Here is a 25,832-nt window from a genome sequence, read left to right as displayed (position 1 = left end):
GGGATGCGGCTCTTTTTTGATCTTTTTTGAATGAGGTTTGCCATGTCTTCGGTAGAGCAGACACAGCCTTTAATCAGCCACTTGCTCGAACTGCGTGATCGCTTGCTGCGATGCATTGTCGCCGTGGTGGTGGTGTTTGTCGGGTTGGTGTATTTCTCCGGCAATATTTATGAATTTGTTTCCAAACCTCTGGTTGAGAAACTGCCGGCCGGCGCGACCATGATCGCCACCGATGTGGCATCGCCGTTTTTCACGCCACTCAAACTGACGCTGATTGCGTCAGTGTTTGTGGCCGTGCCGTTTATTCTTTATCAGGTGTGGGCGTTTGTCGCGCCCGGTTTGTATAAGCACGAACGTCGGCTGATCATGCCATTGATGTTTTCCAGCTCGTTGCTGTTTTACTGCGGGGTGGCGTTTGCCTACTTTGTGGTGTTTCCGCTGGTGTTCGGTTTCTTTACCGCCATCTCTCTGGGCGGGGTGGAGTTTGCAACCGACATTGCCAGTTATCTGGATTTTGTGCTGGCACTGTTCATGGCGTTTGGCATCGCCTTTGAAGTGCCTGTAGCGATCATTCTGCTGTGCTGGACTGGGGCAACCGATCCTCAAAGCCTGAAAGAAAAGCGTCCCTATATTATTGTGGCGGCGTTTGTGGTCGGGATGCTGCTGACGCCGCCGGATATGATTTCTCAGACTCTGCTGGCGATTCCGATGTGCCTGTTGTTTGAAATCGGTCTGTTCTTTGCGCGCTTTTATACTCGCAAGAGTGACGACGGCGAAGCGGCGGCGGAAGAGTAATGCGTCACCCGACGCGCAAAAAGGCTGGCCAGTGCCAGCCTTTTTTGTACCTGGAGAAAAGAGCTTATCTGAGATTGAACAGGGTTTTGGCGTTATCTGTGGTCAGGTTGTCGACCTCGTCGAGACCGATCTCCCGCAATTGGGCGATGCGCTGCGCAACCAACTGTGTGTACGCCGGCTCGTTACGTTTGCCACGATGCGGCACCGGAGCCAGGTACGGACAGTCGGTTTCCAGGATGACGTAATCCATATCCAGATGCGGAATCACGTTATCCATACCGCCGTTTTTGAAGGTAGACACACCGCCGAGACCCAGGTGGAAACCTAGCCCGTTGATGGCTTGCGCTTGTGCCAGACTACCGCCAAAGCAGTGAAACACGCCGCGCAGCGAACCGTCTTGCTCCTGCGCCAGTAAGGTCAGCGTTTCCTCAATCGAATCACGGGTGTGGATCACCACTGGTAACTGGCGCTGTTTGGCCCAGTTCAGCTGGGTGACGAAGGCTTTTTCCTGCTCTGCACGGAAGGTTTTGTCCCAGTAAAGGTCAATGCCGATTTCCCCCACCGCGATAAACGGGTGCTGCTCAAACCAGCTTTCGATGGTGGCCAGTGTCTGGTCAACCTTGCTATCGACGTAACACGGGTGCAGGCCCATCATCGAACGACACACCTGTGGGTAGGCCGCTTCGGTTTTGAGCATCGGTTCAATGGAGTCCAGATCGATGTTGGGTAACAGAATGTGCTCAATGCCCTGCGCCAGCGCGCGCTGCACCACCTCATCACGGTCGTGGTCAAATTCAGAGGCGTAAATATGGGCGTGGGTGTCGATCATGGGTGTCTCTCCTGAGTGATTAGGCTTAGTATAAAACAGCCACGGGGCCTGGCTCAAACTGGCGTGACCTTAATGCAAAACAGAGCATAAGCAATAAGACTGATAGATCGTTTTGGGATTTTTGCCGTTTGTCCCTAGCGTGAAAAAGCGAGAGTGTTATGATTTCGGTCCTAGCACTTGCACCAGATAAGGAGAATAGAGTGTCAGTATCCATTCTAGGCCAGTTCCCTGGGCGCCGTCTGCGCCGCGTTCGTAAACACGATTTCAGCCGTCGCCTGGTGGCGGAAAACCAGTTGTCGGCGAACGACCTGATCTACCCGATGTTTATTCTGATGGGGAAAGACCGCCGCGAGCCGGTGGAATCGATGCCGGGCGTTGAGCGCCTGTCGATTGACCTGATGCTGGAAGAAGCACAGTACCTGGCGCAGCTTGGTGTTCCTGCTATTGCTCTGTTTCCGGTGGTGAATCAAGATGCGAAAAGCCTGTGTGCGACTGAAGCACACAATCCTGATGGTCTGGTTCAGCGCGCCGTCCGCCTGCTGAAAGAGCACGTGCCGGAAATTGGTGTGATCACCGACGTCGCACTCGATCCGTTTACGACCCACGGCCAGGACGGCATCATTGATGAAGACGGTTACGTCATCAATGACGAGACCACTGAAGTGCTGATCAAACAGGCACTGTCGCACGCGGAAGCGGGCGCAGACGTGGTGGCACCGTCTGACATGATGGACGGACGTATCGGAAAAATTCGCGCAGCGCTGGAAGAAGCGGGTTACATCCACACCCAGATCATGGCGTACTCAGCGAAGTACGCATCGGCTTACTACGGCCCGTTCCGTGATGCGGTCGGCTCATCGTCGAACCTGAAAGGTGGCAATAAGAAAACGTACCAGATGGATCCGGCCAACAGCGATGAAGCGTTGTACGAAGTGGCGATGGATGTCACTGAAGGGGCTGACATGGTAATGGTTAAACCGGGTATGCCGTATCTGGATGTCGTGCGCCGGGTCAAAACCGAACTGCAGGTGCCGACGTTTGCGTATCAGGTATCCGGTGAATACGCGATGCACAAAGCCGCGATTCAGAACGGCTGGCTGAAAGAACAGGAGATTGTGATGGAATCGTTGCTGTGCTTTAAGCGCGCCGGTGCCGACGGTATCCTGACTTACTTTGCGAAAGACGTCGCCGAATGGCTGGCTGCGGAGAACGCTGAAACAGCGAAGTTTCTGAAGCGGGACTAAGCCTCCGCGCTGCTGAAAACAGACTCATCAGGTCGGCCTCGTGCCGGCCTGTTTCGTTATGATGGAGTGAGGAGAAGAAACATGGCGGTGACGATTCGTCAGGGATCATTGCAAGAAGTCATTCAGGTGGTTGAGCAGATTGCGGAATTTGCGCAAGGGGAGAGTGTCGCGACGCTTAAAGAGCGGATTGCGGACAAACCACACCTGACGCTGGTGGCGGAAGAGGCAGGGGAGCTACTGGGATTTAAGCTCGGTTATCAGCTCGACGCTGACACGTTTTACAGTTGGTTTGGTGGTGTGTCGCCGCTGGCAAGAAACAAAGGTGTCGCGCAACAACTGCTGGATGTGCAAGAGCAGTGGGCGTGTGCACAGGGTTATCGCCGGATCACCGTCAAATCCCGTAACCAGTTTCCGGCCATGCTACGTTTGCTGCTGCGTAACCAATATCTGATTGCCGGTTTTGAGCCACACCAACCACTGGAAGATGCCCGAATTCACTTTGTGAAAACCTTGTCTCCGGTGATAAAAAATTAAATGAGATTTTTTCTCATTTAACTGTTGACGACTTAAATGAGAATGATTATTATTAATCTCGTCTTAGGGAATGAGGAAAGTTCACAAGGACGTTGATTTACCGCTTAACTTTGGGTTGAAAGGTGATGAGACAGCACTTTCTGAGCTTGCACGCATTCTTTTTGACACGACATTGCTCACATTGCTTCCAGTGTAATTTATAGCTTTATGGCAAAGCATGACCATTCTTAATGAAGAAAGCTTTGACCCCTTTTTGCTAGGCGACATCTTAGGATGTCGCTTTTTTTATGCCCGTTATTTGAGCGCAGTCCGGATGAGGTGGGCAAAAGGGCACCAAGGGTCTTTTCCACAAGCGAAGATCGTGTGAGGATCGTGGGTGAGGGGATCGATCTTCTTATTTTTCGTTAATATTCATGGCATTAAATTTAGATTAAGACAGTTTGAGTGATAAAAAAAAACCAGTGGATAAATAATATAAACAGAGTTATCCACAGGTGGGGCGTGGTGGCGCTGGATCGTTAAGCAAATGTGTGAGTAAGGTTCACCGAGTTAAAATGGATTCATCCCGGCAGTCATGGCATCCTAAGCAGCTCTTTTTACGCTTATGTTTGGATACTCTAAATTATGGCCAGTATTCCTGATAATCCGTTGATTCTTATCGACGGCTCTTCGTACCTTTATCGCGCGTTTCATGCCTATCCGGGCACGATGAGCAATGGTGAGATCCCGACCAACGCGGTGTATGGCGTGGTCAACATGCTGCGCAGCATGATGCGCCAGTTCTCCTCGGATCGCATCGCGGTGGTGTTTGATGCCAAAGGCAAAACCTTCCGTGATGATATGTATCCGGAATACAAAGCCAACCGTCCGCCGATGCCAGACGATCTGCGTTGCCAAATTGAACCTTTGCATGAGGTGATTCGTGCGATGGGATTGCCTTTGATCGTGATCCCCGGGGTGGAAGCCGATGACGTGATCGGCACGCTGGCGCATCAGGCGTCTCAGGCGGGCATGCCTGTGTTGATCAGTACCGGTGACAAAGACATGGCGCAGCTGGTCGATGACAACGTGACGTTGATCAACACCATGACCAATGTAGTGATGGATCGTGAAGGCGTGGTGGAAAAGTTTGGTATTCCACCGGAACTGATCATCGATTATCTGGCGCTGATGGGCGATAAAGTGGACAACATTCCGGGTGTGCCGGGCGTGGGCGATAAAACGGCCACCGCTCTGTTACAGGGGATCGGCGGATTGAATCGCCTCTACGAGCAACTGGATGACATTGCGGCGCTGGGTTTTCGTGGCTCGAAAACCATGGCCAAAAAGCTGGTTGAGAACAAAGACAACGCTTACCTGTCTTATGAGCTGGCGACCATCAAGCTGGACGTTGAACTGGAAGAAACCCCTCAGTCACTGACGAAAGCGCAGCCGGATGTTGATAAGCTGGTACAACTCTACAGCCAATTGGCGTTCAAATCCTGGCTGAATGAGTTGTTGGACGGCAGCAGTCCGGTGATTCAGGCGGATGAGCAGGCCGGCACCAGCAGCCGCAGCGGGGGCGCAGCTCAGGCGGCACTGGACACTTCGGCAGTGACCATAGATCGCAGCCATTACGAGACCATTCTTGATGAGAGCAGCTTCCAGACTTGGCTGGAGCAGCTCAAAGCGGCAGAGGTGTTTGCCTTTGATACCGAAACCGACAGCCTGGATTACATGGTCGCTGACCTGGTTGGGGTGTCGTTTGCGACGCAAGCCGGAGTTGCGGCGTATGTGCCGGTGGCGCACGATTATCTGGATGCACCCGAGCAACTGGATCGTGATTGGGTACTGGCGCAACTGAAACCGATTCTGGAAGACGACAGCCAGGCGAAAGTGGGGCAGAACCTCAAGTACGACGCCAGCGTGTTGGCGCGTTACGGTATTGAGATGAAGGGCATTGAGCACGACACCATGCTGGAGTCTTACGTACTCAACAGCGTGGGTGGCAAGCACGATATGGACAGCCTGGCATTGCGCTTTTTGCAGCACAGCTGCATTTCCTTTGAGCAGATTGCCGGGAAAGGTAAGAATCAACTGACGTTCAATCAAATCGATCTCGAACAAGCCGCGCCTTACGCCGCAGAAGATGCCGACGTAACCTTGCGTTTGCATCAGCGTCTGATCGCCAATATTGAACAGGACGACAAGCTGGCCAGTGTCTACCGCGAAATTGAGATGCCTCTGGTGCCGGTACTGTCACGTATTGAGCGCACCGGGGTGTTGATCGATGACATGAAGCTGGCTGCCCAGTCTCAAGAAATTGCGCTGCGTCTCGACGAGTTGGAGAAGCAAGCTTACGACGTGGCTGAGCAGGAGTTCAATATGAACTCGCCTAAGCAGTTGCAAGCGCTGTTATTTGAGAAGATGGGTTTACCTGTTGTTAAGAAGACACCATCAGGCACACCATCGACCAATGAAGAAGTGTTGCAGGAGCTGGCGCTCGATTACCCACTACCAAAACTGATCCTGGAATACCGTGGCCTGGCCAAACTCAAATCCACCTATACCGATAAACTGCCGAAGATGATTAACCCTGAAACGGGCCGAGTGCATACTTCTTACCATCAGGCGGTAACCGCGACAGGGCGTCTATCTTCAACCGATCCGAACTTGCAGAACATTCCAATCCGTAATGAGGAAGGGCGCCGGATCCGTCAGGCGTTTGTGGCGCCGCACGGCTACAAAATCATGGCGGTCGACTACTCGCAGATTGAATTGCGGATTATGGCTCATCTGTCGGGCGACAAAGCGCTACTGGAAGCATTCCAGCAAGGTAAAGATATCCACGCGGCGACCGCGGCGGAGATCATTGGGGTCAACATCGAAGACGTGACCAGTGAACAACGCCGCCGCGCCAAAGCGGTCAATTTTGGCCTGATTTACGGCATGAGTGCGTTTGGTCTGGCTAAACAGCTGGGCATTCCGCGTGGTGAAGCGCAGCAGTACATGGACACCTACTTTGAGCGCTACCCGGGAGTGATGCAATATATGGAAGACACCCGCAGTACGGCGGCGGATCAGGGCTACGTTGAGACTATCTTTGGCCGCCGGTTGCATCTGCCGGAGATCACTTCACGAAACGGTATGCGTCGCAAGGCGGCTGAGCGTGCGGCGATCAATGCACCGATGCAGGGTACGGCGGCGGACATCATCAAAAAAGCCATGTTGCTGGTGGCTGATTGGATTGAGCAGGAAGGCCAGGGACGCGTGAAACTGTTAATGCAGGTACACGATGAACTGGTGTTCGAAGTGGAAGAGTCATCTTTGTCCGAAATTGAAAGTAAAGTACAAGAATTGATGGAGTCGGCCGCGCAGTTGGATGTACCTCTGGTCGCTGAAGCGGGCCATGGTGACAACTGGGATCAAGCGCACTAACCACTTTTTGTGCTGAATGTCTGAAAATATATGAGCCAGTGCACAAACACTGGCTTTTTTTTGTCTCTAAAAAAGACTTGGCCCTGGATACGTGTATGTTGCTTAATAAAAATTTAATGAAAAAAAACTACAAAAAGAGTTTTCATTTCTGACCAATTGTTGTACATTAAGCGGCGTAGGGTACAGAGGTAAGATGTTCTATCTTTCAGACCTTTTGTTTCACGTTATTGGATTAGGCTGATTCAGCCGCCCCAGTCAGTATTTGACTGGGGCGTTTTTTATTGGGCCAACGCCAGAGCACCACTCCCACCTTCACTGCGCCAAGACGACTCAGCGTCCATTGCTTCATTCGCGGATACTTCCGTCACGAAATGATCGGTAATAAACCACAATTTTGTAATTTATCACCAATCACAGTTTTGTTATTTCAGAAAGAAAACTAATACCACATTTCGGCGCGAAATGAGCAATCTAAAGATACTAACTATAAGATTATCATGATCTTACTTTGAGTCTTTGAGGCAAATAAGGAGAGGTTGAAGTGTAAAATTGCACGGTTGAAAAATCGCCGGCTTTAGTGAATCCTTAGTCACATAATAATAATTACCTCCTATTTCTCTCCCGTTGCCCCGCCAGGATGGTGGGGATTTTTATTTCTGGGGTCAGGCGATCAACAAACAGGTAAGAAAAAGCCCCACCGAGTGGCAGGGCTGGAAACGGGTTAGGGCAGGCTCAGTCGGCCTGTTCATCTGCTGGCGCTTCTCCCTGCTCATCGTCGGGCGCCGCTTCTTCCAACTGCAGTGCCAGCGCGGGCGCAAACCACTCATCCAATTTGTTACGCAGAATATCGACTCCGATACCTTTGAGCGACGAGAAAGCGTCCACTTTGACGTCGCCACCAAAGGCCATCGCCGCTTCACGAATTTTCAGTACCTGAGCTTTGCGTGCGCCACTTTTTAGCTTATCGGCTTTGGTTAACAGCACCAGCACCGGGATTTGGCAGTCAACGGCCCAGTAAATCAATTGCTGATCGAGATCTTTCATCGGGTGACGGATGTCCATCAGTACCACCAGACCTTTCAGGCACTGACGTTTTTGCAGATATTCTCCGAGTGACTTCTGCCACTTTTTCTTCATTTCGAGTGGCACCTGAGCAAAGCCGTAGCCCGGCAGGTCGACGATATGACAGCCTTCGGTCACCTTAAACAGGTTGATTAACTGTGTCCGGCCGGGGGTTTTACTGGTTTTTGCCAGGCTTTTTTGGTTGGTCAGACGGTTAAGAGAACTGGATTTGCCCGCATTGGAGCGACCGGCGAACGCAACCTCGATGCCTTCATCTTCTGGCAGATGACGAATATCAGGTGCACTCGTGATGAAATGCGTGTTTTGGTAATGAATTTTTACGCTCACTGTTAACTCCATCTCGACTTTGTGTAGTCGATTGATTACTTTTTTGTGAAAATGTGTAAAATAACCGTGCTCGGCATAAGGTCGCCTATTGTACCATGAGTGGCAACGCAGAGTGGTACTGGAAGCTTGATAATTATAATGGAATGTCATGAAGAAATTAGCGCTAATCTTGAGTCTTTTAGCCAGCTGCAGTGTATTAGCCCAAGGCAGCATCGAAGCTGGTAAAGCAAAATCCCAAACGTGTGTTGCCTGTCATGGAGCGGACGGCAATAGTCAACTTGCAATGTACCCTAAACTTGCAGGCCAACACGCCAAATACATTGAGAAGCAGTTGAAGGACCTTAAGTTAGGTATGACAAGTGCTGGTAAACAAGGCCGTTACGATCCGGTAATGAGTGGTATGGCGATGCCATTGACCGAAGAAGACATGGCGGACTTGGCGGCATACTACGCTTCTCTGCCCATTTCAGGTAATACAACACCGGAAAACGTGGTGAAAAACGGCCAAGCCCTTTACACCGCTGGCGATGCTGAACGTGGTTTGACCGCGTGTATCGCTTGTCATGGCCCGCGCGGCAACGGTACTGAGCTTTCAGGTTTCCCTAAAATTTCTGGTCAGCATGCTGACTACATCAAAGCTCAGCTGCAAAAATTCCGTGATGGCGACCGCAATAACGACATGAACGGCATGATGCGTGACATCGCGAAAAAGCTGACTGACGACGATATCGAGACACTGTCTAAATACGTTGGTGGTCTGCACTAAGCCTGATTCGCTCGAGCAACGGTTACAACAAACCGCCCCGGTCCTCGACCGGGGCGGTTTGTTTTTTGACCAAGATCACATCGCTACTGGCTGCCTTGCTTCGCGACTGTCTGCTGTTCGTGTAAGAGATCCGCCATACTTGTCGGGAAAAATGTAACACGATCTTTCATAACTGATTGATTTAAATGAACTCGGTTTGAAAGGCGACAAAGAATATTATTTTTTGTGTTTGCGCTCTTGCAGGTCTAAACGGCTGAGGTAGAGTAGTTCCGTCAGCAGGGAGCTGGCCACAGGATTTCAGACCAAGCAGGTCTTCAAGGATGCGGGCCATGGATGTCCGCTCGAAAGAGAAAGGATTCAGGTAAGCCAGGACGCTTACCCGATAGGGATGGTCACCTCGTCTAATGGTTTAGACAGTGAAACGGATCAGGCTCAGGATGAGCCCAGGTACAGACAGGAAGTAGCAAAAGGAAAGCCAAAATTCATCAGGATGGTGAAAAACGACACTTTTGCGCAGGGAAAGCACGAAAAACAAAAGGAATATTGGTGCACCGGAATGGGTGCAACACAGTTTCGCCACTTGATGGCATTTAGAAAGCGACGGGGTTACCTGTCGCTTTTTTTATCTCTGTTGTCACCGGTTCTCGGATTTTTTTCGCCAAACTGGTGAGAAAACACCCAATAGTGCTCCACTCTGATCGCAGTTTCTGGTATGTTGCGCATCCCTGTTTGAGGATGACCGCATGCACGATTGCCCTTTATGCCACAGCCCAGAGATTGAGTTTTATTTTCAAGACTCACGCCGCGCCTATCTTCAGTGTCAGCGCTGCGCACTGGTTTTTGTTGATCCATCTCAGCGATTGGATGCAAAGGCAGAAAAAGCTCACTATGATCTGCATGAGAACGATCCGTCGGACCAAGGCTATCGGCACTTTTTGTCGCGGATAGCGCAGCCGCTGCAAGAGCGCCTGGCGCCGCAGTCGCACGGGCTCGATTTTGGTTGCGGTCCGGGGCCGACTTTGTCGCTGATGCTCGAAGAGCAGGGGCACAAAGTCAGTCTGTACGATCTCTATTACCACCCGGATAGCGGCGTGTTGGAGCATCGTTACGATTTTATGACCGCCACGGAAGTCATCGAGCACTTATACCGGCCCGATCAGGTGTGGCAACAATGGTTGAATTTGGTTAAGCCAGGTGGCTGGATTGGTCTGATGACCAAGATGGTTATCGACGTAGAGGCGTTTGCCGGATGGCACTATAAAAATGACCCGACCCATGTGGTGTTTTTTAGTCGTCAAACGTTCCGGTATCTGGCAGAGCGGGATCAGCTCAAGCTGGAATTTATAGGCAAAGATGTAATTTTACTGAGGAAACCCCAGTAATGAGTCGCAAGAAAAAAGCAAGATCAGGCGGAAATACCGACGTCGTTGTCGTCCGTAACCGCACTCAGTCAGACGTCGAAGGCCGTCTGCGTAAACGCGATAAAAAGCGCAAAGGGCTGAAAACCGGTAACCGTAACTCGGAAGCCAAAGAGCAGAAAATGCGCCAGGCTGCGCAACAACGTGATCCGCGTTTAGGCAGCCAGAAGAAAATTCCACTGGTGGTGGAAGCGCCGAAGAAGCAGAGCAAAACTCAGCGTCGCCTGTCTGCTGAGCAGGAACTGGCTATGCTGGAGAACGATGCGCAACTGAACGTATTGCTGGAACGTCTGGACAATGGCGAAAAGCTGGGCGCTGGCCTGCAAAAGTACGTGAACGAAAAACTCGATCGCATCGAGGCACTGATGAAGCAACTCGGTCTGTACGACGAGACGGATGACGAACTGGCAAGCGAGCCGGAGTCCGAACCGGCACCCGTAGCGAAAAAATCGCCGCGTCGCGCCAGTTCCGACGACGATCTGTTGTCTCAGTTTGAAGACCTGGATCTGAACGATTTTAAAGGATAGTAAACAGTGATGAACGTAACCTTACTGGCCATTGCGGGTGGAATCATTATTCTCGGCTTAGCCTCGTACGCGGGTTACCTTCTGCTCCAACTGAAGAAGCAAAAGGAGTTGCAGCAGCAACACCAGGCTTTGGCGATTCAGAAACGCAACGCCAATATTTTTGATAATGTTCAGACATTGTGCCTGGCCGGTATTCAGGGCCAGTGCGATTTGTCGGAAATCAGCATTCGTGTCTACTGCATCATGGACTATGTCCAGGGTGATGACCGGGTCGATTTTGATCAGACCTATCCGGCGATTTCTGAGTTGTACCATATTGTCAAAGACATGGCGCGCGGTGACGATCGTCAACAACTGGCGAAGAAAGAGCGTATGCAACAGAATCTGACGCGCCAGAAAGCCGAATCTCGTCTCAACGATGCCATCGTTGAAGAGCTGAAAACGCTGCATAAAAACGTTCAGCCCCTGAACAATCAGATCAACATTCAGATGATCTGAACCGAACGCATGCTAGCTCGATCACACTACACTTAAGGGTGAGTGATCGAGCTAGCAAGTTCTGAAATTTTATACCAGAAACCTCTTTTGCTACCCGGTGTCTGTCATTCCGGTGTGGCAAAATAGCCCGTCAAAGAAGCAACGCCCGTGAGGGCCTGAACGGAAAATAGCACCATGTCGCAGCAAGTCGTAGCCAGCCAGCAAATTGTGTGGGACCAAGCCGTACTCGAGAAGTACAACTATTCCGGACCGCGCTATACCTCATACCCGACCGCCCTGGAGTTTCACGAGGCGTTCACGATTGCCGATTACGACATGGCGTGCACTCAGTACCCTGAGCGACCGCTGTCGCTGTACATCCACATCCCGTTTTGCCACAAACTGTGTTACTACTGCGGCTGCAATAAAGTGATCACCCGTCACTCGCACAAAGCCGATGAATACCTGGACGTGCTGGAACTGGAGATCCGTACTCGTGCAGGTTTGCTGCAGGGACGTACAGTGACGCAGCTGCATTTTGGCGGCGGGACACCGACTTTTCTCTCGGAAGCGCAAATCAGTCGCGTGATGAATCTGCTGCGTGATGAATTTCATTTCCGTGCCGACGCGGAGATCAGCATCGAAGTGGATCCGCGTGAAATCGAACTCACGATGCTGGACCATTTGCGTAATGAAGGCTTTAACCGTCTCAGTATTGGCGTGCAGGACTTCAACAAGGAAGTGCAGAAGCTGGTCAATCGTGAGCAGGATGAAGATTTTATTGTTGCCATGGTGGCGCGTGCCAAACAACTGGGTTTTCGTTCGACCAACTTGGATCTGATTTATGGCCTGCCGAAACAGACGCAAGCCACGTTTGCCGACACGCTGAAACAGGTGCTGGCGATGGCGCCGGGGCGGTTGTCGGTATTTAACTACGCTCACATGCCGCAGCTGTTCGCTGCTCAACGCAAAATCAAGGATCAGGACTTGCCACCGGCAGAAGAGAAAATGGCGATCCTCCAGGACACGATTGCGACCCTGACCGGGGCCGGTTATCAGTTCATCGGCATGGACCATTTTGCTCGTCCGGACGATGAGCTGGCGGTGGCGCAGCGCAATGGCGTACTGCACCGCAATTTCCAGGGTTACACCACACAGGGCGACTGTGATCTGGTCGGTTTTGGTGTGTCGGCGATCTCCATGGTCGGGGACGTTTATGCCCAGAACCAGAAAGAGCTCAAACACTACTACGCTCAGGTCAATGAACAGCGCCATGCGCTGTGGAAAGGGGTTGCGCTGGACAGCGACGATCTGTTACGCCGGGAGGTTATTAAGCAGTTGATCTGTAACTTCCGTCTCGATAAACATCAGATTGAACGCCAGTTTGGTGTGCGTTTCAACCGTTATTTCGACGAAGATCTGACGCTGTTGCAGACCTTCATCGACGACCAGCTGGTGGAAGTGGATGAGCGGGAAATTCGCGTTACTCTGCGCGGCCGGCTGCTGATCCGCAATATCTGCATGTGTTTTGATAAATACTTGCGGAAGAAAGCGCGCCAGCAGCAGTTTTCCCGGGTGATTTAACCCCGCTTCCTGAAACAAGCCACGCAACTGCGTGGCTTGTTTGTATTGGTCCGGCGCCGGTTAAGGGGCAATAAATTTTCCTTCGGCCACGGTCCATAACGCTTTGATGAGCGGATTATCCAACTGCGATCGCTTGCAGCACACGCCAAGGGTAAAGGGCTTGATCGGCTCGACTTTCAGACGCTGAATTTTTTCTCTGACCGGGCTGTTATTGATCACCACATCCGGCGCGATACCCACACCACAACCGAGCGCCACCATGCTGACGATCGCTTCATGGCCGGAGACTTGAGCGTAAATGTTTGGCCGGATCCGCATCGCTTTAAACCAGGCGTTGGCCCGCTCACGGGCCGTACCGGCTTCGGGGATGATGAACGGAATCGAATCCCAGCCGGGTGACTCCTGTTGCAACTGCTCCGCAAAGCTGCTGACGCCAATCGGTGCAATCACCGACAGGGGGACTTCGCTGATGGTCTCAAACTCCAGCCGCGCAGGCAGTTGATCCGGCTTGGCCGAGATGGCGATGTCGGCTTCATCGTTGAGTATCTTGTCGATGGCCTGCGCCGGGTCGCCGGTCGAGAGTTTAAATTCAATCAAAGGGTGTTGTAGGCGCAGCTCGGAAAGCAGTTCCGGTAAGTGGCTGTAGCTGGCCGTGACCGAGCAATAGAGACGGATTTCCCCTTTCAGTTCTGCTTCATGGCCGCTCAGCTGCGCGCTGTACTGTTGCCAGTCGTTGAGGATTTTCAGCGCCACCGGCAGCAGACGCTTGCCGGCCGGAGTGAGATCGACACTGCGATTGTCACGCAGAAATAGGTTCTGACCGGTTTCGTCTTCCAGCTTCTGGATCTGACGGCTCAGTGCCGACGGGCTGATGTGCATCGCCGATGCCGTTTTGCTGAAACTTTTACTGTCACACAGATGAATGAACATCTGCAGGTGTTTGGTGTTCATGAATAGGTCACTTTCTGTTGCATTATTTGCAATAACTAATTGTGAATATATCACTTTAAGCAATTTGATGTCTGCTTTAGTATGAAATCATTCAGCGAGTCAGCGCTGACCTTTCTAGGACGAATGATTAAAGGAGAGCCCCATGGCTAACTATTTCAATACTTTGAACCTGCGTGAGCAGTTGGACCAGCTTGGTCGTTGTCGTTTTATGGATCGCAGTGAATTTGCGACGGAGGCGGATTACCTCAAAGGCAAGAAAGTGGTGATTGTTGGTTGTGGTGCTCAGGGTCTGAATCAGGGCCTGAACATGCGTGATTCGGGTCTGAACGTCGCTTATGCGCTGCGCCAGGCGGCGATCGACGAGCAACGTCAGTCATACAAAAATGCCAAAGATAACGGCTTTGAAGTCGGCAGTTACGAAACTCTGATTCCACAAGCGGATCTGGTGATAAATCTGACCCCGGACAAACAGCACACCAATGTAGTGGAAACGGTGATGCCCCTGATGAAAGAAGGGGCGGCACTGGGTTACTCCCACGGCTTTAACGTTGTGGAAGAGGGCATGCAAATTCGTCCAGACCTGACGGTCGTGATGGTGGCACCAAAATGTCCGGGTACCGAAGTGCGTGAAGAATACAAACGCGGCTTTGGTGTTCCGACTCTGATCGCGGTGCACCCGGAAAATGACCCGAAAGGCGAAGGCTGGGATATCGCTAAAGCCTGGGCAGCTGCAACTGGTGGCCATCGCGCAGGCTGTCTGGAATCGTCATTCGTGGCGGAAGTGAAATCGGATCTGATGGGTGAGCAAACCATTTTGTGTGGCATGCTGCAGGCCGGTTCCATCGTCTGCTACGAGAAGATGATTGCAGAAGGCATTGACGCCGGTTACGCCGGTAAACTGCTGCAATACGGCTGGGAAACCATCACGGAAGCGCTTAAGTTCGGTGGCATCACGCACATGATGGATCGCCTGTCGAACCCGGCCAAAGTCAAGGCATTTGAGCTGTCTGAGCAGCTGAAAGAGCTGATGCGTCCGCTGTACAACAAACACATGGATGACATCATCACCGGGCATTTCTCCAGCACCATGATGGCTGACTGGGCGAACGACGACGTGAACCTGCTGGGCTGGCGTGCAGAAACCGGTGAAACGGCGTTTGAAAACTACCCGGAATCCGACGTTGAGATTTCTGAGCAGGAATACTTCGACAACGGCATCCTGATGATCGCCATGGTGCGAGCCGGGGTTGAGCTGGCGTTTGAAGCCATGACCGCTTCAGGCATCATCGACGAGTCAGCGTACTATGAGTCGCTGCACGAGCTGCCACTGATTGCCAACACCATTGCACGTAAGCGCCTGTATGAGATGAACGTGGTGATTTCTGATACGGCAGAATACGGCAACTACTTATTTGCCAATGTGGCCACGCCGCTGCTGCGTGAACAGTTCATGCCATCGATCGGCACGGACGTGATTGGTCAGGGGCTTGGTGAGGTTTCCAACCACGTGGATAACGCCACGCTCATCGCCGTGAACGATGCGATCCGCAATCACCCGGTGGAGTACATCGGTGAAGAGCTGCGTGGTTACATGACCGACATGAAACGCATTGCGGTTGGTGGCTAAGTCGCCTCCGGCAAGAGATCGGGGGAGGGTGGCGACACGTTCTCCCCAGATGCACTCCGCACAGATCGGGGTCAATAAATACAACAAGCAAACACAACCTTAACTAAAACAAAAGGCTTGCTCCGAATGGGCAAGCCTTTTTCTTTGTCTGCGTCAGAGCGTGCAGGCGGCAGAATTACTGTTCTTTGTCCGCCAGTTTCTGCTCAATCTCGGCCAGTTTTTGCTCCATCTCGGTCAGCTTCTGGCGCGTGCGCAGCAGCACTTGAGTCTGGACATCAAACTCTTCGCGGCTGACCACGTCCAGTTTGTTTAACTGGCCCTGGATCACCTGGCGTACCTTCTGGTCCACATCGGCGCCGAGGTCTTTGACTGGCTGTGGCATGGCGTCGTGAATCTGCTTCGCGACTTGCTCTAATTTTTTGGGATCAAACATGTGTCATAACTCCTGTCCGTTTGAGATTATTTTATGTAATTGGACTGGGAAAGTCGCCCTGTTTGGCGTAAAAAAGCGAGCACAATAAAAAAAGGCCACCGAAGTGGCCTGTAAATAGAGTCAACGAGCAGATGAATTAATGGTTGTTGTCAGCTAGCTGGCGCTGAGCTGCTTTGGCCTCATCCACCCGTGCCAGCTTTTCCAGATCTTTGTCCTCGACAAACACCGGCAGTGGCTTATGTTTTTCCGCCAGATAGCTGTAGATCACTGGCAGTACGAACAGGGTAAACAGTGTCCCCAGCGCCAGACCAGCCACGATGACGATACCGATGCTGAAGCGCTGCTGCGCCCCGGCGCCCGTGGCGTACATCAATGGGATCAGGCCGGCAATCATCGCCGCCGTGGTCATCAGAATCGGACGCAAACGAACTTTGGCCGCTTCCATGACCGCGTCAATGCGGCTCAGTTTGTTGTGCAACTGTTCTTCCTTGGCCACTTCACAGATCAGAATACCGTGTTTGGTGATCAGACCGACCAGGGTAATCAACCCGACCTGAGAGTAGATGTTCATGGTCGTTGTGCCAAGGAACGCCCCCCATGCCAGCGCAATCAGTGCCCCACAAATAGCCAGCGGTACCGACACCATGATCACCAGCGGGTCTTTGACGGATTCAAATTGAATCGCCAGTACCAGGAAGATCACCGCCAGAGCCAGACCAAAGGTGGCGTACAGGGCGCTGCCTTCAGTCACGTATTGACGGGCTTCACCCATGTAATCGTGGTTGTAGCCGCGTGGCAGCTTGGTTTCTGCGATGTTCTCAAACCAGTTGATCGCGTCTCCCATTGCCGTACCCGGCGCCGGAACTGTACCTATGGTGGCGGAGTTCAACTGGTTAAAGTGCGGCAGTGAACGAGGTTCAGCAATCACATCAATGGTGATCAGGCTGCCAAGTGGGATTGCTTTACCATCCGCCGCGCGCACGTAGTAGTTGTTCATCGATTCCGGGTTCAGGCGCCACTTACGTTCAACCTGAGGGATCACTTCGTACGAACGGCCGTTGAGGTCGATACGGTTTACGTAACCGTCGGCCATCATCGTCCCCAGAGTGACCCCGATGTCTTGCATGGTCACGCCGTACGCACCAGCTTTGTCCTTGTCGATGTTGATTTTCATCGTCGCGGAGTCGTAGTTCAGATCCAGATCCGAGTAGACAAACATGGCGTTCTGGTTCACTTCGGCCAGTACGTCGGTGGCGATGGTGAACAGGCTTTCAAACGCGTTCGGTGTTGTGATGACAAACTGGATCGGCAGACCGGAGCCCGCGCCGGGCAGTTCTGGCATCTGGAACGCGGTGACCGACATGCCCGGGATGTCTTTCACCAGACCACCAACGCGGTTGGTCACATCAGCCTGGCTCGCTTCACGCTGGCTCCAAGGCACCATCGAGGCAATCCCCAGCGCCTGGTTGGAGTTCGGAACACCGGTAAACACCTGAGCAAACTGAACTTCTTTCTGATCCGACAGAATACGGTTCACGTCCGCCATGGTGTTGGCCAGATAGTCCAGGTTCGCGTTGGACTGGCCGGTACCCATCAGCATGATCACCCCTTTGTCTTCCGATGGTGCCAGTTCACTTGGAATGAACTTGAACAGCACCGGCAGACTGCCGAACACGATGATTGCAAATGCGATCACCACCGGACGGTGTTGCATCACTGCACGCAGCATGCGCTCGTAACGGTTGGTCATGCGATCCAGTAAGTGGTGCACTTTCTGCTCGAATTTGCCCGGTTGTTCATTGGCTTTAAGCATTTTCGAACACATCATCGGAGACAGGGTCAACGCGATGATACCGGAAACAAACACCGAACCGGCCAGAGTCAGGGCAAACTCTTTGAACAACGAGCCGGTGATACCGCCCATCAGCGCGATCGGGGCGTATACCGCGCCCAGCGTCAGGGTCATGGCGATAACCGGAACCGCGATTTCACGTGTCCCTATGATGGCGGCGCGGAACGGCGATTCGCCTTCTTTAATGTGCCGGTCGACGTTCTCCAGTACCACGATTGCATCGTCCACCACCAAACCGATGGCCAGAACCATTGCCAGCAGCGTCATCAGGTTCCAGGAGAAACCCATTGCCTGCATGACCATGGCCACACCAATCAGCGACAGCGGAATGGTGACGATCGGGATGATGACCGCCCGGAATGACCCCAGGAACAGGGTGATCACCACCAGTACGATGATCGCCGCTTCCACGATGGTTTTGATCACCTCGTGGATCGACTCGTTGATCGCAATCGTTGAGTCATACAGCACGTTCATCTCGATGTTGCTCGGCATGTTTTTCTTCAGATCCGGCAACAGTTTCATCACGTCCGCAGCGATGTTGATTGGGTTGGCGCTTGGTGCCGCGTTGATCGCTGCCACTACCGCTTCCCGGCCATTGGCACTGGCGCGGTAGGTGTCGTGGCTTTTCGCCAGCATGACTTTGGCAATGTCACCCAGGCGGATCACCGTGCCGTTGTCTTCGGTTTTGACCACCAGAGCTTTCAGCTCGTCGGCGTTCGACACCTGAGTATCGGCGCTGCCGTTGTACAACACGAATTCACCGACCGACTGACCCGTCGCCGACTGGTAGTTGTTGGCGTTCAGAATCGACATCACATCGGTGGCGGTCAGATCGAGCGCCGCCATTTTAGCCGGGTCCAACCATACGCGCAGGGCGTACTTAAGCCCGCCGTACAAGTCGATGCTTGAGATACCGTTCACGGCGTACAGCTGAGGGTTGATCACCCGTTCCAGATAGTCGGTGATCTGGCTTGAGTTCAGCTCAGGGCTGGTAAAGCCGATGTACAGCACCGCAGTAGTCGAACCGGTCGACATGGTAACCGTCGGGTCTTCTGCCTCTTTGGGCAACTGAGAACGTACCGAGTTGGTTTTTGCCAGGACGTCGGACAGCGCGGCGTTCGGATCGGTATTGAGTTTCATGTTGACCGTAATGGTCGACTGACCCAACACCGATTGCGACGTCATGTAGTCAATGTTGTCTGCCTGGGCGACGGCCTGTTCCAAAGGCTGGGTAATAAAGCCCTGGATCAGGTCGGCACTGGCGCCGTAGTAGCTGGTGGTGACAGTCACCACCGTATTCGTCATTTCAGGGTATTCCCGCACCTGCATTTTGAATACCGCCTGCAAACCGAGCAGGGCTATCAAAAAGCTGATCGATACCGCTAAAACCGGACGTTTAATGAAAACATCAGTAAAGCGCATGTGTCCCTCGCTTACAGCATTGGTGTTTCAGCTGGTGTGGTGGTGGCATCGCTTTCGACGATGCGCACTTTAGCACCGTTACTCAAACGTACCTGACCTGTGGTCACCACCGTATCACCCGGTTTCACGCCTTCAAGAATGTGAGCGATGTCTTTGGTGCGTTCACCCACTTTTACCACGTGTTGCTGAACGCGTTTCTCACCATCTTTATCCGTGATCACGTAAACATTGTTGCCGTAAAGCGTGAAAGTGATGGCAGTTTGCGGTAGCGTCACCTGGTTTGCCAGCTTCGGCAGGATGATGTGCGCGCGGGCAAACATACCGCTGCGCAGCTTACCGTCGCTGTTCGGGATGTCTGCCTGAACCTGAATCAGACCGCTCTGCACGCTGACGGCAGGCTCAATCGCAGTGATCGCCCCTTTGAATGGCTGATCCGGGTAAGCATCGACAAAGATATCGACTTCCTGCTTTAGACTGATACGAGAGATATCGCGCTGAGGCACGGTGAAGCGCAGACGCATCACGCTGGTGTCTTCCAGACGCACAATCTCGGTACCGGTTTGCAGGTACTCACCCAAATACACGTTACGGATACCAACCACACCAGCAAATGGCGCTTTGATTTCACGGCGGTCAATGGTGGCTTTCAGCGACTCGATGTCTGCCGACAGTGAGTAGTAGTTTGCTTCGGCTTCATCAAACGCTTCTTTGGAAATGGAGCCTTTTTTGTACAGCCCACGGTAACGTTCGTATTTGGCTTTGGCCGCTGGCAGGCGCGCCTGCGAGCTCTTCAGGTTGGCTTTTTCCACATCAGAGTCGAGCAGGACCAGTGGCTGGCCCGATTCAACCTGAGTGCCGGATTCGAAAGTGATTTGATCAACAATGCCGGCGGTTTCGTTCGAAATGGTCACCCCCTGATTCGGCTCGATAAAGCCGATCGCTTCAATCACCGGTACCCAGTCGACGGCTTTGACTTCCATCGCGGTGACCGGAAATTCAGGCTCAGGCCGATTGGCCATGAATTCGGCAATCTTCTGTTGCTTGAACATGTTGACACCTATCACACTGCCAAACAGCAGTATGACGATCAGTATCATAAAGAAAGTCCACTTTTTCATTCTTATGAGAACTCCAAGTTAGTGTTTAATTATTGCATCCCAGCTGGCTTCAATGGCCGCTTCAAGTGCGTCATCGTCCAGCTGATAAAATCCCAAAGCGTGTTTTCGTGCCAACGCAACGCTGGCTTCAAAGCTCAGGCCGGATAGCACCTCATGAGCCAGAGGTTTAAACAGGCCGGTTTGTTTCCCTTCTTCGAAAAGCCGGTAAACCTTGTCAAACATTTCCCGCTCCACTTCTTTACGTGCGCAGCACTGTGAAGAGGGCAACGATTCGTACTGAACCCGGTTTTTCAGAATATCCAGATTAGAACCGGCCAGATTCCAGATGTTGAGCCACATCGTTCGATAGCGCTGTTTCAGCGGCATATCATCAGAGACTCCAGCCTGCACTTCATTGGCTATGCGTTGCGTAACATGTAAACGTACCTCATCGAGGAGATGCTCTTTATCCGAGAAATAACGGTAGATCGTGCCTGCAGCGACGCCGGCTTCGGTTGCCAGCCGGTGCATCGATAGCCCCTGAAAACCGGATTCTGCAATCAGGGCTTCCGCGGCCAGGAGTATCTGCTCACGTTTATCTACACTAGTGTTACTGGTCATAAATCCCACCACCAATGAATGAACGTTCATTTATTATAGCTCACATTGCAGGCAGTTATGCAACCAAGTATTGTGAATCGACGTAAAAAATCTTATTGCAGAGACAATAGCAATCATGCCATTGCAGCATTATTATAGTCGCCCTGTTTTTTACTGAATTGAGCTGACGATGAAGCTGAACCCAAGACAAGATGAAGCGGTGAAATATGTGTCGGGTCCGTGCCTGGTGCTGGCCGGCGCCGGCTCGGGCAAAACACGTGTGATCACCAACAAAATTGCCTACCTGGTTCAGCAGTGTGGCTACAAAGCGCGCAATATTGCGGCGGTGACCTTCACCAATAAAGCGGCGCGAGAAATGAAAGAGCGGGTGGGGCAGACCTTGGGCAAAGCGGAATCGCGTGGCCTGATGGTGTCGACGTTCCACACGCTCGGGCTGAATATCATTCGCCGTGAGTACAAAACCCTCGGGCTGAAAGCTGGCTTCTCCCTGTTTGATGATCAGGACCAGTTGGCGCTGTTGAAAGAGTTGACCGAGAAGCAGCTCGACGGCGACAAAGATTTGCTGCGTCAACTGATGAGTACGATTTCCAATTGGAAAAACGACATGCTGACGCCGGAGCAAGCCAAGGCGCATGCCCAGGGGGAACAGCAGCAGCTGTTTGCATTTTGTTTCGAGATGTATCAAAAGCAGATGCAGGCGTATAACGCCCTTGATTTCGATGACCTGATCCTGATGCCGGTATTGTTGCTGCGTCATAATCAGGACGTGCGTCAGCGCTGGCAGAACCGGATTCGCTACCTGCTGGTGGACGAATATCAGGACACCAACACCAGTCAGTACGAACTGGTGAAACTGCTGGTCGGTGAGCGCGGGCGTCTGACGGTGGTGGGCGACGACGATCAGTCGATTTACTCCTGGCGTGGCGCCAAGCCACAGAACCTGGTACTGCTTGGTGAAGATTACCCCAACCTGCGTCTGATCAAGCTTGAGCAGAACTACCGCTCGACCAGCCGGATTTTGCGCGCGGCCAACATTCTGATTGCCAACAATCCGCACGTGTATGAAAAATCTCTGTTTTCTGAAATTCCGGACGGTGAAAAACTCAAAGTCCTGTTGGCCAAGAATGAAGAGCACGAAGCGGAACGGATCACTGGTGAGCTGATTGCGCACAAATTTCTTAACCGCACCGATTACCGTGACTATGCGATTTTGTACCGCGGTAATCACCAGTCGCGCCTGATTGAAAAGTCATTGATGCAAAACCGAGTGCCATACAAGTTGTCCGGCGGCACGTCGTTTTTTGCCCGAGCTGAAATCAAAGACATCATGGCGTATCTGCGGGTGCTGGTGAATCCGGATGATGACAACGCGTTTCTGCGCATCGTTAACACGCCCAAACGGGAAATCGGCCCGGTGACGATGGAGAAGCTTGGCAGTTACGCCAACATGCGGGGCAAAAGTTTGTTCGAGGCCAGTTTTGAAATCGGACTTGAACAACACCTCAGTGGTCGCGGGTTGGAGACTCTGCGCCGTTTCACTCACTGGCTGGTGAAAATCGGCGATCAGGCCGAGCGGGGAGACACCGTCGAAGCGGTCCGTTCCCTGGTACGTGACATCAATTACGAAGACTGGTTGTACGAGACGTCTGCCAGTCCGAAAGCGGCCGAGATGCGGATGAAAAATGTCTCGGATCTCTATTCGTGGATTGTCTCTGATCTGGAAGGCGATAATTACGATCAGGAAGAGAAGACCCTCAAAGAGGTGGTTCAGCGCCTGACACTACGCGACATGATGGAGCGAGGTGAAGACGACGACGACAGTGACGCGGTGCAACTGATGACACTGCACGCCTCCAAAGGTCTGGAGTTTCCGTACGTCTATTTGATTGGTTCAGAAGAGGGCATTTTGCCGCATCAGACCAGCATTGACGAAGACAATGTTGAGGAAGAACGCCGCCTGATGTACGTGGGCATCACCCGGGCACAGCGCGAGTTGACGTTTACCATGTGCCGTGAACGCCGTCAGTTCGGTGAGTTGATTAAACCGACGCAAAGCCGCTTTCTCGATGAACTGCCGTACGACGATGTGGAGTGGGAGCAGACGAAAAAACCGGTCTCCCAGGAAGAGCGCATGGCTAAAGGCCAGGCACACATTGCCAACTTACGTGCCATGTTTAACAAGAAATAACGATCAAAAAAGGCTTGCCACTGGCAAGCCTTTTTTCTCGATGCTGGTTACAGGCCTTCGATCATGTGCTCGATGGCGGCAACGATTTCGTCATCGCTACAGTCCATACAGGTCCCGCGCGGTGGCATGGCGTTAAAGCCGTTGATCGCGTGATCTTTCAACACGTCTTTTCCTTGCGCGATACGCGGACCCCAGTCTGCCGCATTACCGGTCTTGGGTGCGCCACTGACGCCAGAGGCGTGACAGGCGATACAGAAGGTGCCGTAAACGGTTGCGCCGTCACGTGGGCCACTTGGTTTCTCAACCACAGGCTCGCTGCCCGCCAGATACACGTCACCGACAGGTTTGATGCGCTCTGCGATGACATCGTGGTTTTCTTGGCTGACGCTTGCTGCAAAAGAGGCACCAGAAAAAGTGAACGCAGCGACCAAGGCAATGATAATTTTTCGAGACATATCCATTAAACTCACTTTACATTCCTGAAGGTAAGTGCGTGCTTACCTGATTATTAGAGTGGGTTTGATCTACAGCGTTAGATGCTGTTAAATCAATGTAAATATTGGGTGATTATATCCCGATAACTTGTTGCATTAAACAACAAGTTATCAGCTTCAGGGGGTGTGTCACATCGTCAACGTCGGACATTCAGTGTTTAATTGCCCAAAAAGGCGTCAAACGGTAAAAAAAGTTAAAAAAGTACTAGACGGCATAGTGTGATATACGTATTATTCCACTCCGCCGATAGGGCATGCGCCCGTAGCTCAGCTGGATAGAGCGTTGGCCTCCGGAGCCAAAGGTCGAAGGTTCGAATCCTTTCGGGCGCGCCATTTCATCCCGGAGGATGTTTATCGGTACAAAATATAGTGGTGGCTATAGCTCAGTTGGTAGAGCCCCGGATTGTGATTCCGGTTGTCGCGAGTTCAAGTCTCGTTAGCCACCCCATTTCTCGGTGAATAGCGCAGTTTGGTAGCGCATCTGGTTTGGGACCAGAGGGTCGGGGGTTCGAATCCCTCTTCACCGACCATATTTTAGTTTATGGCGTCAACGCGGTAAACATGACAATTTGATGGTGGCTATAGCTCAGTTGGTAGAGCCCCGGATTGTGATTCCGGTTGTCGCGAGTTCAAGTCTCGTTAGCCACCCCATTCTCGGTGAATAGCGCAGTTTGGTAGCGCATCTGGTTTGGGACCAGAGGGTCGGGGGTTCGAATCCCTCTTCACCGACCACATTAAGAAGCCTCGTCAGAAATGACGAGGCTTTTTTTGTTTGTTTTGCTTGCGTGGCGCGTACGTGTTGTCGCCCAGTGACCCGCTCCGGCTTAGCAAATCTATCGGCTGCCTCGGCGCTAACGCCTTCATTTAACCTCATCTGCTACGTTCCCACGGATACCCATTGTCGTTAATGGGACAATTCCGCGTCATGCCGCGCGTTAAGCGTCTGTCCGATCACACAATATTGTATTTTTCTCGATTTATAAGGGATTCCCTCACGGAAGACGGTTTTTTTGTCTATCTTGATATCTGGTAGTGCGTCAGGCGATTTAGGCTTTTTGATAGTTTTATTGACTAAATATTTACCCAGATTCTTGTAGGTAATATCGTGTAAGGAAAAATATCTGGTTTTTGTTTCTGTAATGTTAATGGAAAACTAGCGGGAAAATTTGAAGTTTAATTCAGTGGCTGATTTTTATTTTGTTTTATGTTTTTGCTGTGAAATAGCAGTAAAGTCTAACTTTGTCACCTAGAGTGGACGAGCTACAGCACCTTGGTTGGCAAGATGATATGCATACAAGCTGCATTTTTATATGGCTTAATTGCTTTTAATTTAACCGCTTTCGATTTTTTATACTCTGTTTGTTGCTTTTGTGTAAAATTTTTGCCACATTGATGAGCTTGTAAATTGCCAGCATTTTATACTGGCAGGAATGGATTCAATTTTTCAGACAGGGCAGAAAACTGCCGAAGCAGTAGAGGTCTGGTAATGTCACTTTTAGAAGTTAAAAATCTTCGTATCGAGTACCCGTCGCGCCACGGAGTGCATGTGGCCGTGAAAGCGTTATCGTTCAATATTGAACGTGGCGAAATCGTAGGTGTGGTCGGTGAGTCGGGGGCAGGGAAATCGACCGTGGGTAATGCGGTGAGTGATTTGCTCAGCCCGCCGGGCCTGATCGCCAGCGGTGAGGTGTTTCTCGATGGCGAAAAGGTATCGGGCCTGTCACCAGAAGCGATGCGTAAAGTGCGCGGTTCTAAAATCGGATTTATCTTTCAGGATCCGATGACGTCGCTCAATCCGCTGTTCACGGTCGAACAACAACTGAAAGAAACCATTCACGCCAACATGAAAGTCAGTGATGACGAAGCGTATCAGCGCGCATTGTCACTGATGAATCAGGTCGGTATTCCGCAGCCGGAAAACCGCCTCAAGCAGTATCCTCACCAATTCTCCGGCGGCATGCGTCAGCGGGTGGTGATTGCGATCGCCTTGGCGGGTGAGCCCGATCTGATCATTGCCGATGAACCAACGACGGCTCTGGACGTATCGATCCAGGACCAAATCCTCAGCCTGATCCGTGATCTGTGCATCAAGAACAATGTCGGCTGTATGCTGGTGACCCACGATATGGGAGTGGTCTCTAAC

Annotated in this window: 21 protein-coding genes and 5 tRNA genes; 18 read left to right on the top strand and 8 right to left on the bottom strand. The window is 52.0% G+C overall.

Annotation, left to right across the window (positions count from 1 at the left end; all coding sequences use genetic code 11):
- Positions 1-42 precede the first annotated feature (42 nt).
- Complete coding sequence (gene tatC, locus VPR01S_RS20490) at positions 43-795, top strand: twin-arginine translocase subunit TatC (RefSeq protein ID WP_021707282.1); 753 nt, start codon at positions 43-45, stop codon at positions 793-795.
- Between the two features lie 64 nt (positions 796-859).
- Here the strand turns inward: tatC and VPR01S_RS20485 are convergent, their stop codons facing one another.
- The gene (locus tag VPR01S_RS20485) at positions 860-1,624 is read right to left on the bottom strand and encodes a TatD family hydrolase (RefSeq protein ID WP_021707281.1); all 765 of its coding nucleotides are present in this window, start codon (positions 1,622-1,624) and stop codon (positions 860-862) included.
- A gap of 200 nt (positions 1,625-1,824) precedes the next feature.
- On the opposite strand from VPR01S_RS20485, the gene hemB reads away from it, so the two are divergent.
- The 4 genes from hemB to spfP all read left to right on the top strand — a co-directional run bounded on the left by hemB (position 1,825) and on the right by spfP (position 7,060).
- Positions 1,825-2,868, top strand: coding sequence for a porphobilinogen synthase (gene hemB / locus VPR01S_RS20480; protein ID WP_021707280.1), 1,044 nt, complete (start codon positions 1,825-1,827; stop codon positions 2,866-2,868).
- 81 nt (positions 2,869-2,949) lie between these two features.
- Complete coding sequence (locus VPR01S_RS20475) at positions 2,950-3,402, top strand: GNAT family N-acetyltransferase (protein WP_021707279.1); 453 nt, start codon at positions 2,950-2,952, stop codon at positions 3,400-3,402.
- Between the two features lie 624 nt (positions 3,403-4,026).
- Positions 4,027-6,819 (top strand): DNA polymerase I, encoded by a 2,793-nt coding sequence (gene polA, locus VPR01S_RS20470; RefSeq protein ID WP_021707278.1) that lies wholly within the window; start codon positions 4,027-4,029, stop codon positions 6,817-6,819.
- 193 nt (positions 6,820-7,012) lie between these two features.
- Positions 7,013-7,060, top strand: a complete 48-nt coding sequence (spfP, locus tag VPR01S_RS23265; RefSeq protein ID WP_438356636.1) for a small protein SpfP — start codon at positions 7,013-7,015, stop codon at positions 7,058-7,060.
- Positions 7,061-7,551: 491 nt separating this feature from the next.
- Here spfP and yihA read toward each other — a convergent pair whose 3' ends face one another.
- The gene (gene yihA / locus VPR01S_RS20465) at positions 7,552-8,229 is read right to left on the bottom strand and encodes a ribosome biogenesis GTP-binding protein YihA/YsxC (RefSeq protein WP_021707277.1); all 678 of its coding nucleotides are present in this window, start codon (positions 8,227-8,229) and stop codon (positions 7,552-7,554) included.
- A 148-nt stretch (positions 8,230-8,377) separates the two neighbouring features.
- On the opposite strand from yihA, the gene VPR01S_RS20460 reads away from it, so the two are divergent.
- The 5 genes from VPR01S_RS20460 to hemN all read left to right on the top strand — a co-directional run bounded on the left by VPR01S_RS20460 (position 8,378) and on the right by hemN (position 13,001).
- Positions 8,378-8,995: a c-type cytochrome gene (locus tag VPR01S_RS20460; protein ID WP_021707276.1), complete on the top strand. Its 618-nt coding sequence runs from the start codon at positions 8,378-8,380 to the stop codon at positions 8,993-8,995.
- Between the two features lie 743 nt (positions 8,996-9,738).
- Positions 9,739-10,377 carry a class I SAM-dependent methyltransferase gene (locus VPR01S_RS20450; protein ID WP_021707275.1) on the top strand — a complete coding sequence of 213 codons (639 nt, stop codon included), beginning with the start codon at positions 9,739-9,741 and terminating at the stop codon, positions 10,375-10,377.
- Positions 10,377-10,940: a Der GTPase-activating protein YihI gene (yihI, locus tag VPR01S_RS20445; RefSeq protein ID WP_021707274.1), complete on the top strand. Its 564-nt coding sequence runs from the start codon at positions 10,377-10,379 to the stop codon at positions 10,938-10,940. Before VPR01S_RS20450 ends, yihI begins: the two co-directional genes overlap by 1 nt.
- Before the next feature lie 9 nt (positions 10,941-10,949).
- On the top strand, positions 10,950-11,438 hold the full coding sequence (locus tag VPR01S_RS20440; RefSeq protein WP_021707273.1) for a DUF2489 domain-containing protein: 489 nt from the start codon (positions 10,950-10,952) through the stop codon (positions 11,436-11,438).
- A 174-nt stretch (positions 11,439-11,612) separates the two neighbouring features.
- Complete coding sequence (gene hemN / locus VPR01S_RS20435; RefSeq protein WP_021707272.1) at positions 11,613-13,001, top strand: oxygen-independent coproporphyrinogen III oxidase; 1,389 nt, start codon at positions 11,613-11,615, stop codon at positions 12,999-13,001.
- A gap of 60 nt (positions 13,002-13,061) precedes the next feature.
- On the opposite strand, the gene ilvY is transcribed toward hemN, so the two are convergent.
- Positions 13,062-13,952, bottom strand: coding sequence for an HTH-type transcriptional activator IlvY (gene ilvY / locus VPR01S_RS20430; RefSeq protein ID WP_040903231.1), 891 nt, complete (start codon positions 13,950-13,952; stop codon positions 13,062-13,064).
- 142 nt (positions 13,953-14,094) lie between these two features.
- On the opposite strand from ilvY, the gene ilvC reads away from it, so the two are divergent.
- On the top strand, positions 14,095-15,579 hold the full coding sequence (gene ilvC / locus VPR01S_RS20425; protein ID WP_021707270.1) for a ketol-acid reductoisomerase: 1,485 nt from the start codon (positions 14,095-14,097) through the stop codon (positions 15,577-15,579).
- Positions 15,580-15,754: 175 nt separating this feature from the next.
- Here ilvC and ubiK read toward each other — a convergent pair whose 3' ends face one another.
- The 4 genes from ubiK to VPR01S_RS20405 form a co-directional block, all read right to left on the bottom strand.
- Positions 15,755-16,012 (bottom strand): ubiquinone biosynthesis accessory factor UbiK, encoded by a 258-nt coding sequence (gene ubiK / locus VPR01S_RS20420; RefSeq protein ID WP_021707269.1) that lies wholly within the window; start codon positions 16,010-16,012, stop codon positions 15,755-15,757.
- Positions 16,013-16,148: 136 nt separating this feature from the next.
- Complete coding sequence (locus VPR01S_RS20415; protein ID WP_021707268.1) at positions 16,149-19,289, bottom strand: multidrug efflux RND transporter permease subunit; 3,141 nt, start codon at positions 19,287-19,289, stop codon at positions 16,149-16,151.
- A gap of 11 nt (positions 19,290-19,300) precedes the next feature.
- Positions 19,301-20,407 carry an efflux RND transporter periplasmic adaptor subunit gene (locus VPR01S_RS20410; RefSeq protein ID WP_021707267.1) on the bottom strand — a complete coding sequence of 369 codons (1,107 nt, stop codon included), beginning with the start codon at positions 20,405-20,407 and terminating at the stop codon, positions 19,301-19,303.
- 18 nt (positions 20,408-20,425) lie between these two features.
- Positions 20,426-21,007 (bottom strand): TetR/AcrR family transcriptional regulator, encoded by a 582-nt coding sequence (locus tag VPR01S_RS20405; protein ID WP_156008765.1) that lies wholly within the window; start codon positions 21,005-21,007, stop codon positions 20,426-20,428.
- A 169-nt stretch (positions 21,008-21,176) separates the two neighbouring features.
- Here VPR01S_RS20405 and rep point away from each other — a divergent pair, with 169 nt between their 5' ends.
- A complete protein-coding gene (gene rep / locus VPR01S_RS20400) occupies positions 21,177-23,195 on the top strand; it encodes a DNA helicase Rep (protein ID WP_021707265.1) in 2,019 nt (672 codons plus the stop codon).
- Between the two features lie 47 nt (positions 23,196-23,242).
- Here the strand turns inward: rep and VPR01S_RS20395 are convergent, their stop codons facing one another.
- The gene (locus tag VPR01S_RS20395) at positions 23,243-23,656 is read right to left on the bottom strand and encodes a c-type cytochrome (RefSeq protein WP_040903228.1); all 414 of its coding nucleotides are present in this window, start codon (positions 23,654-23,656) and stop codon (positions 23,243-23,245) included.
- A gap of 289 nt (positions 23,657-23,945) precedes the next feature.
- On the opposite strand from VPR01S_RS20395, the gene VPR01S_RS20390 reads away from it, so the two are divergent.
- The 6 genes from VPR01S_RS20390 to VPR01S_RS20365 all read left to right on the top strand — a co-directional run.
- Positions 23,946-24,022: transfer RNA gene (locus tag VPR01S_RS20390), tRNA-Arg, on the top strand.
- 39 nt (positions 24,023-24,061) lie between these two features.
- Positions 24,062-24,137 (top strand) — tRNA-His (locus tag VPR01S_RS20385).
- 5 nt (positions 24,138-24,142) lie between these two features.
- Positions 24,143-24,219, top strand: a tRNA-Pro gene (locus VPR01S_RS20380).
- A gap of 45 nt (positions 24,220-24,264) precedes the next feature.
- Positions 24,265-24,340, top strand: a tRNA-His gene (locus VPR01S_RS20375).
- A 4-nt stretch (positions 24,341-24,344) separates the two neighbouring features.
- A tRNA-Pro gene (locus VPR01S_RS20370) sits at positions 24,345-24,421 on the top strand.
- Positions 24,422-25,175: 754 nt separating this feature from the next.
- On the top strand, positions 25,176-25,832 hold a 657-nt coding region (locus VPR01S_RS20365; protein WP_040903239.1), incomplete at its 3' end, for an ABC transporter ATP-binding protein.

Origin of the sequence: Vibrio proteolyticus NBRC 13287, from assembly GCF_000467125.1 — a bacterium.
GTDB lineage: Bacteria > Pseudomonadota > Gammaproteobacteria > Enterobacterales > Vibrionaceae > Vibrio > Vibrio proteolyticus.
This window is presented reverse-complemented; position numbering and strand designations above follow the sequence as displayed.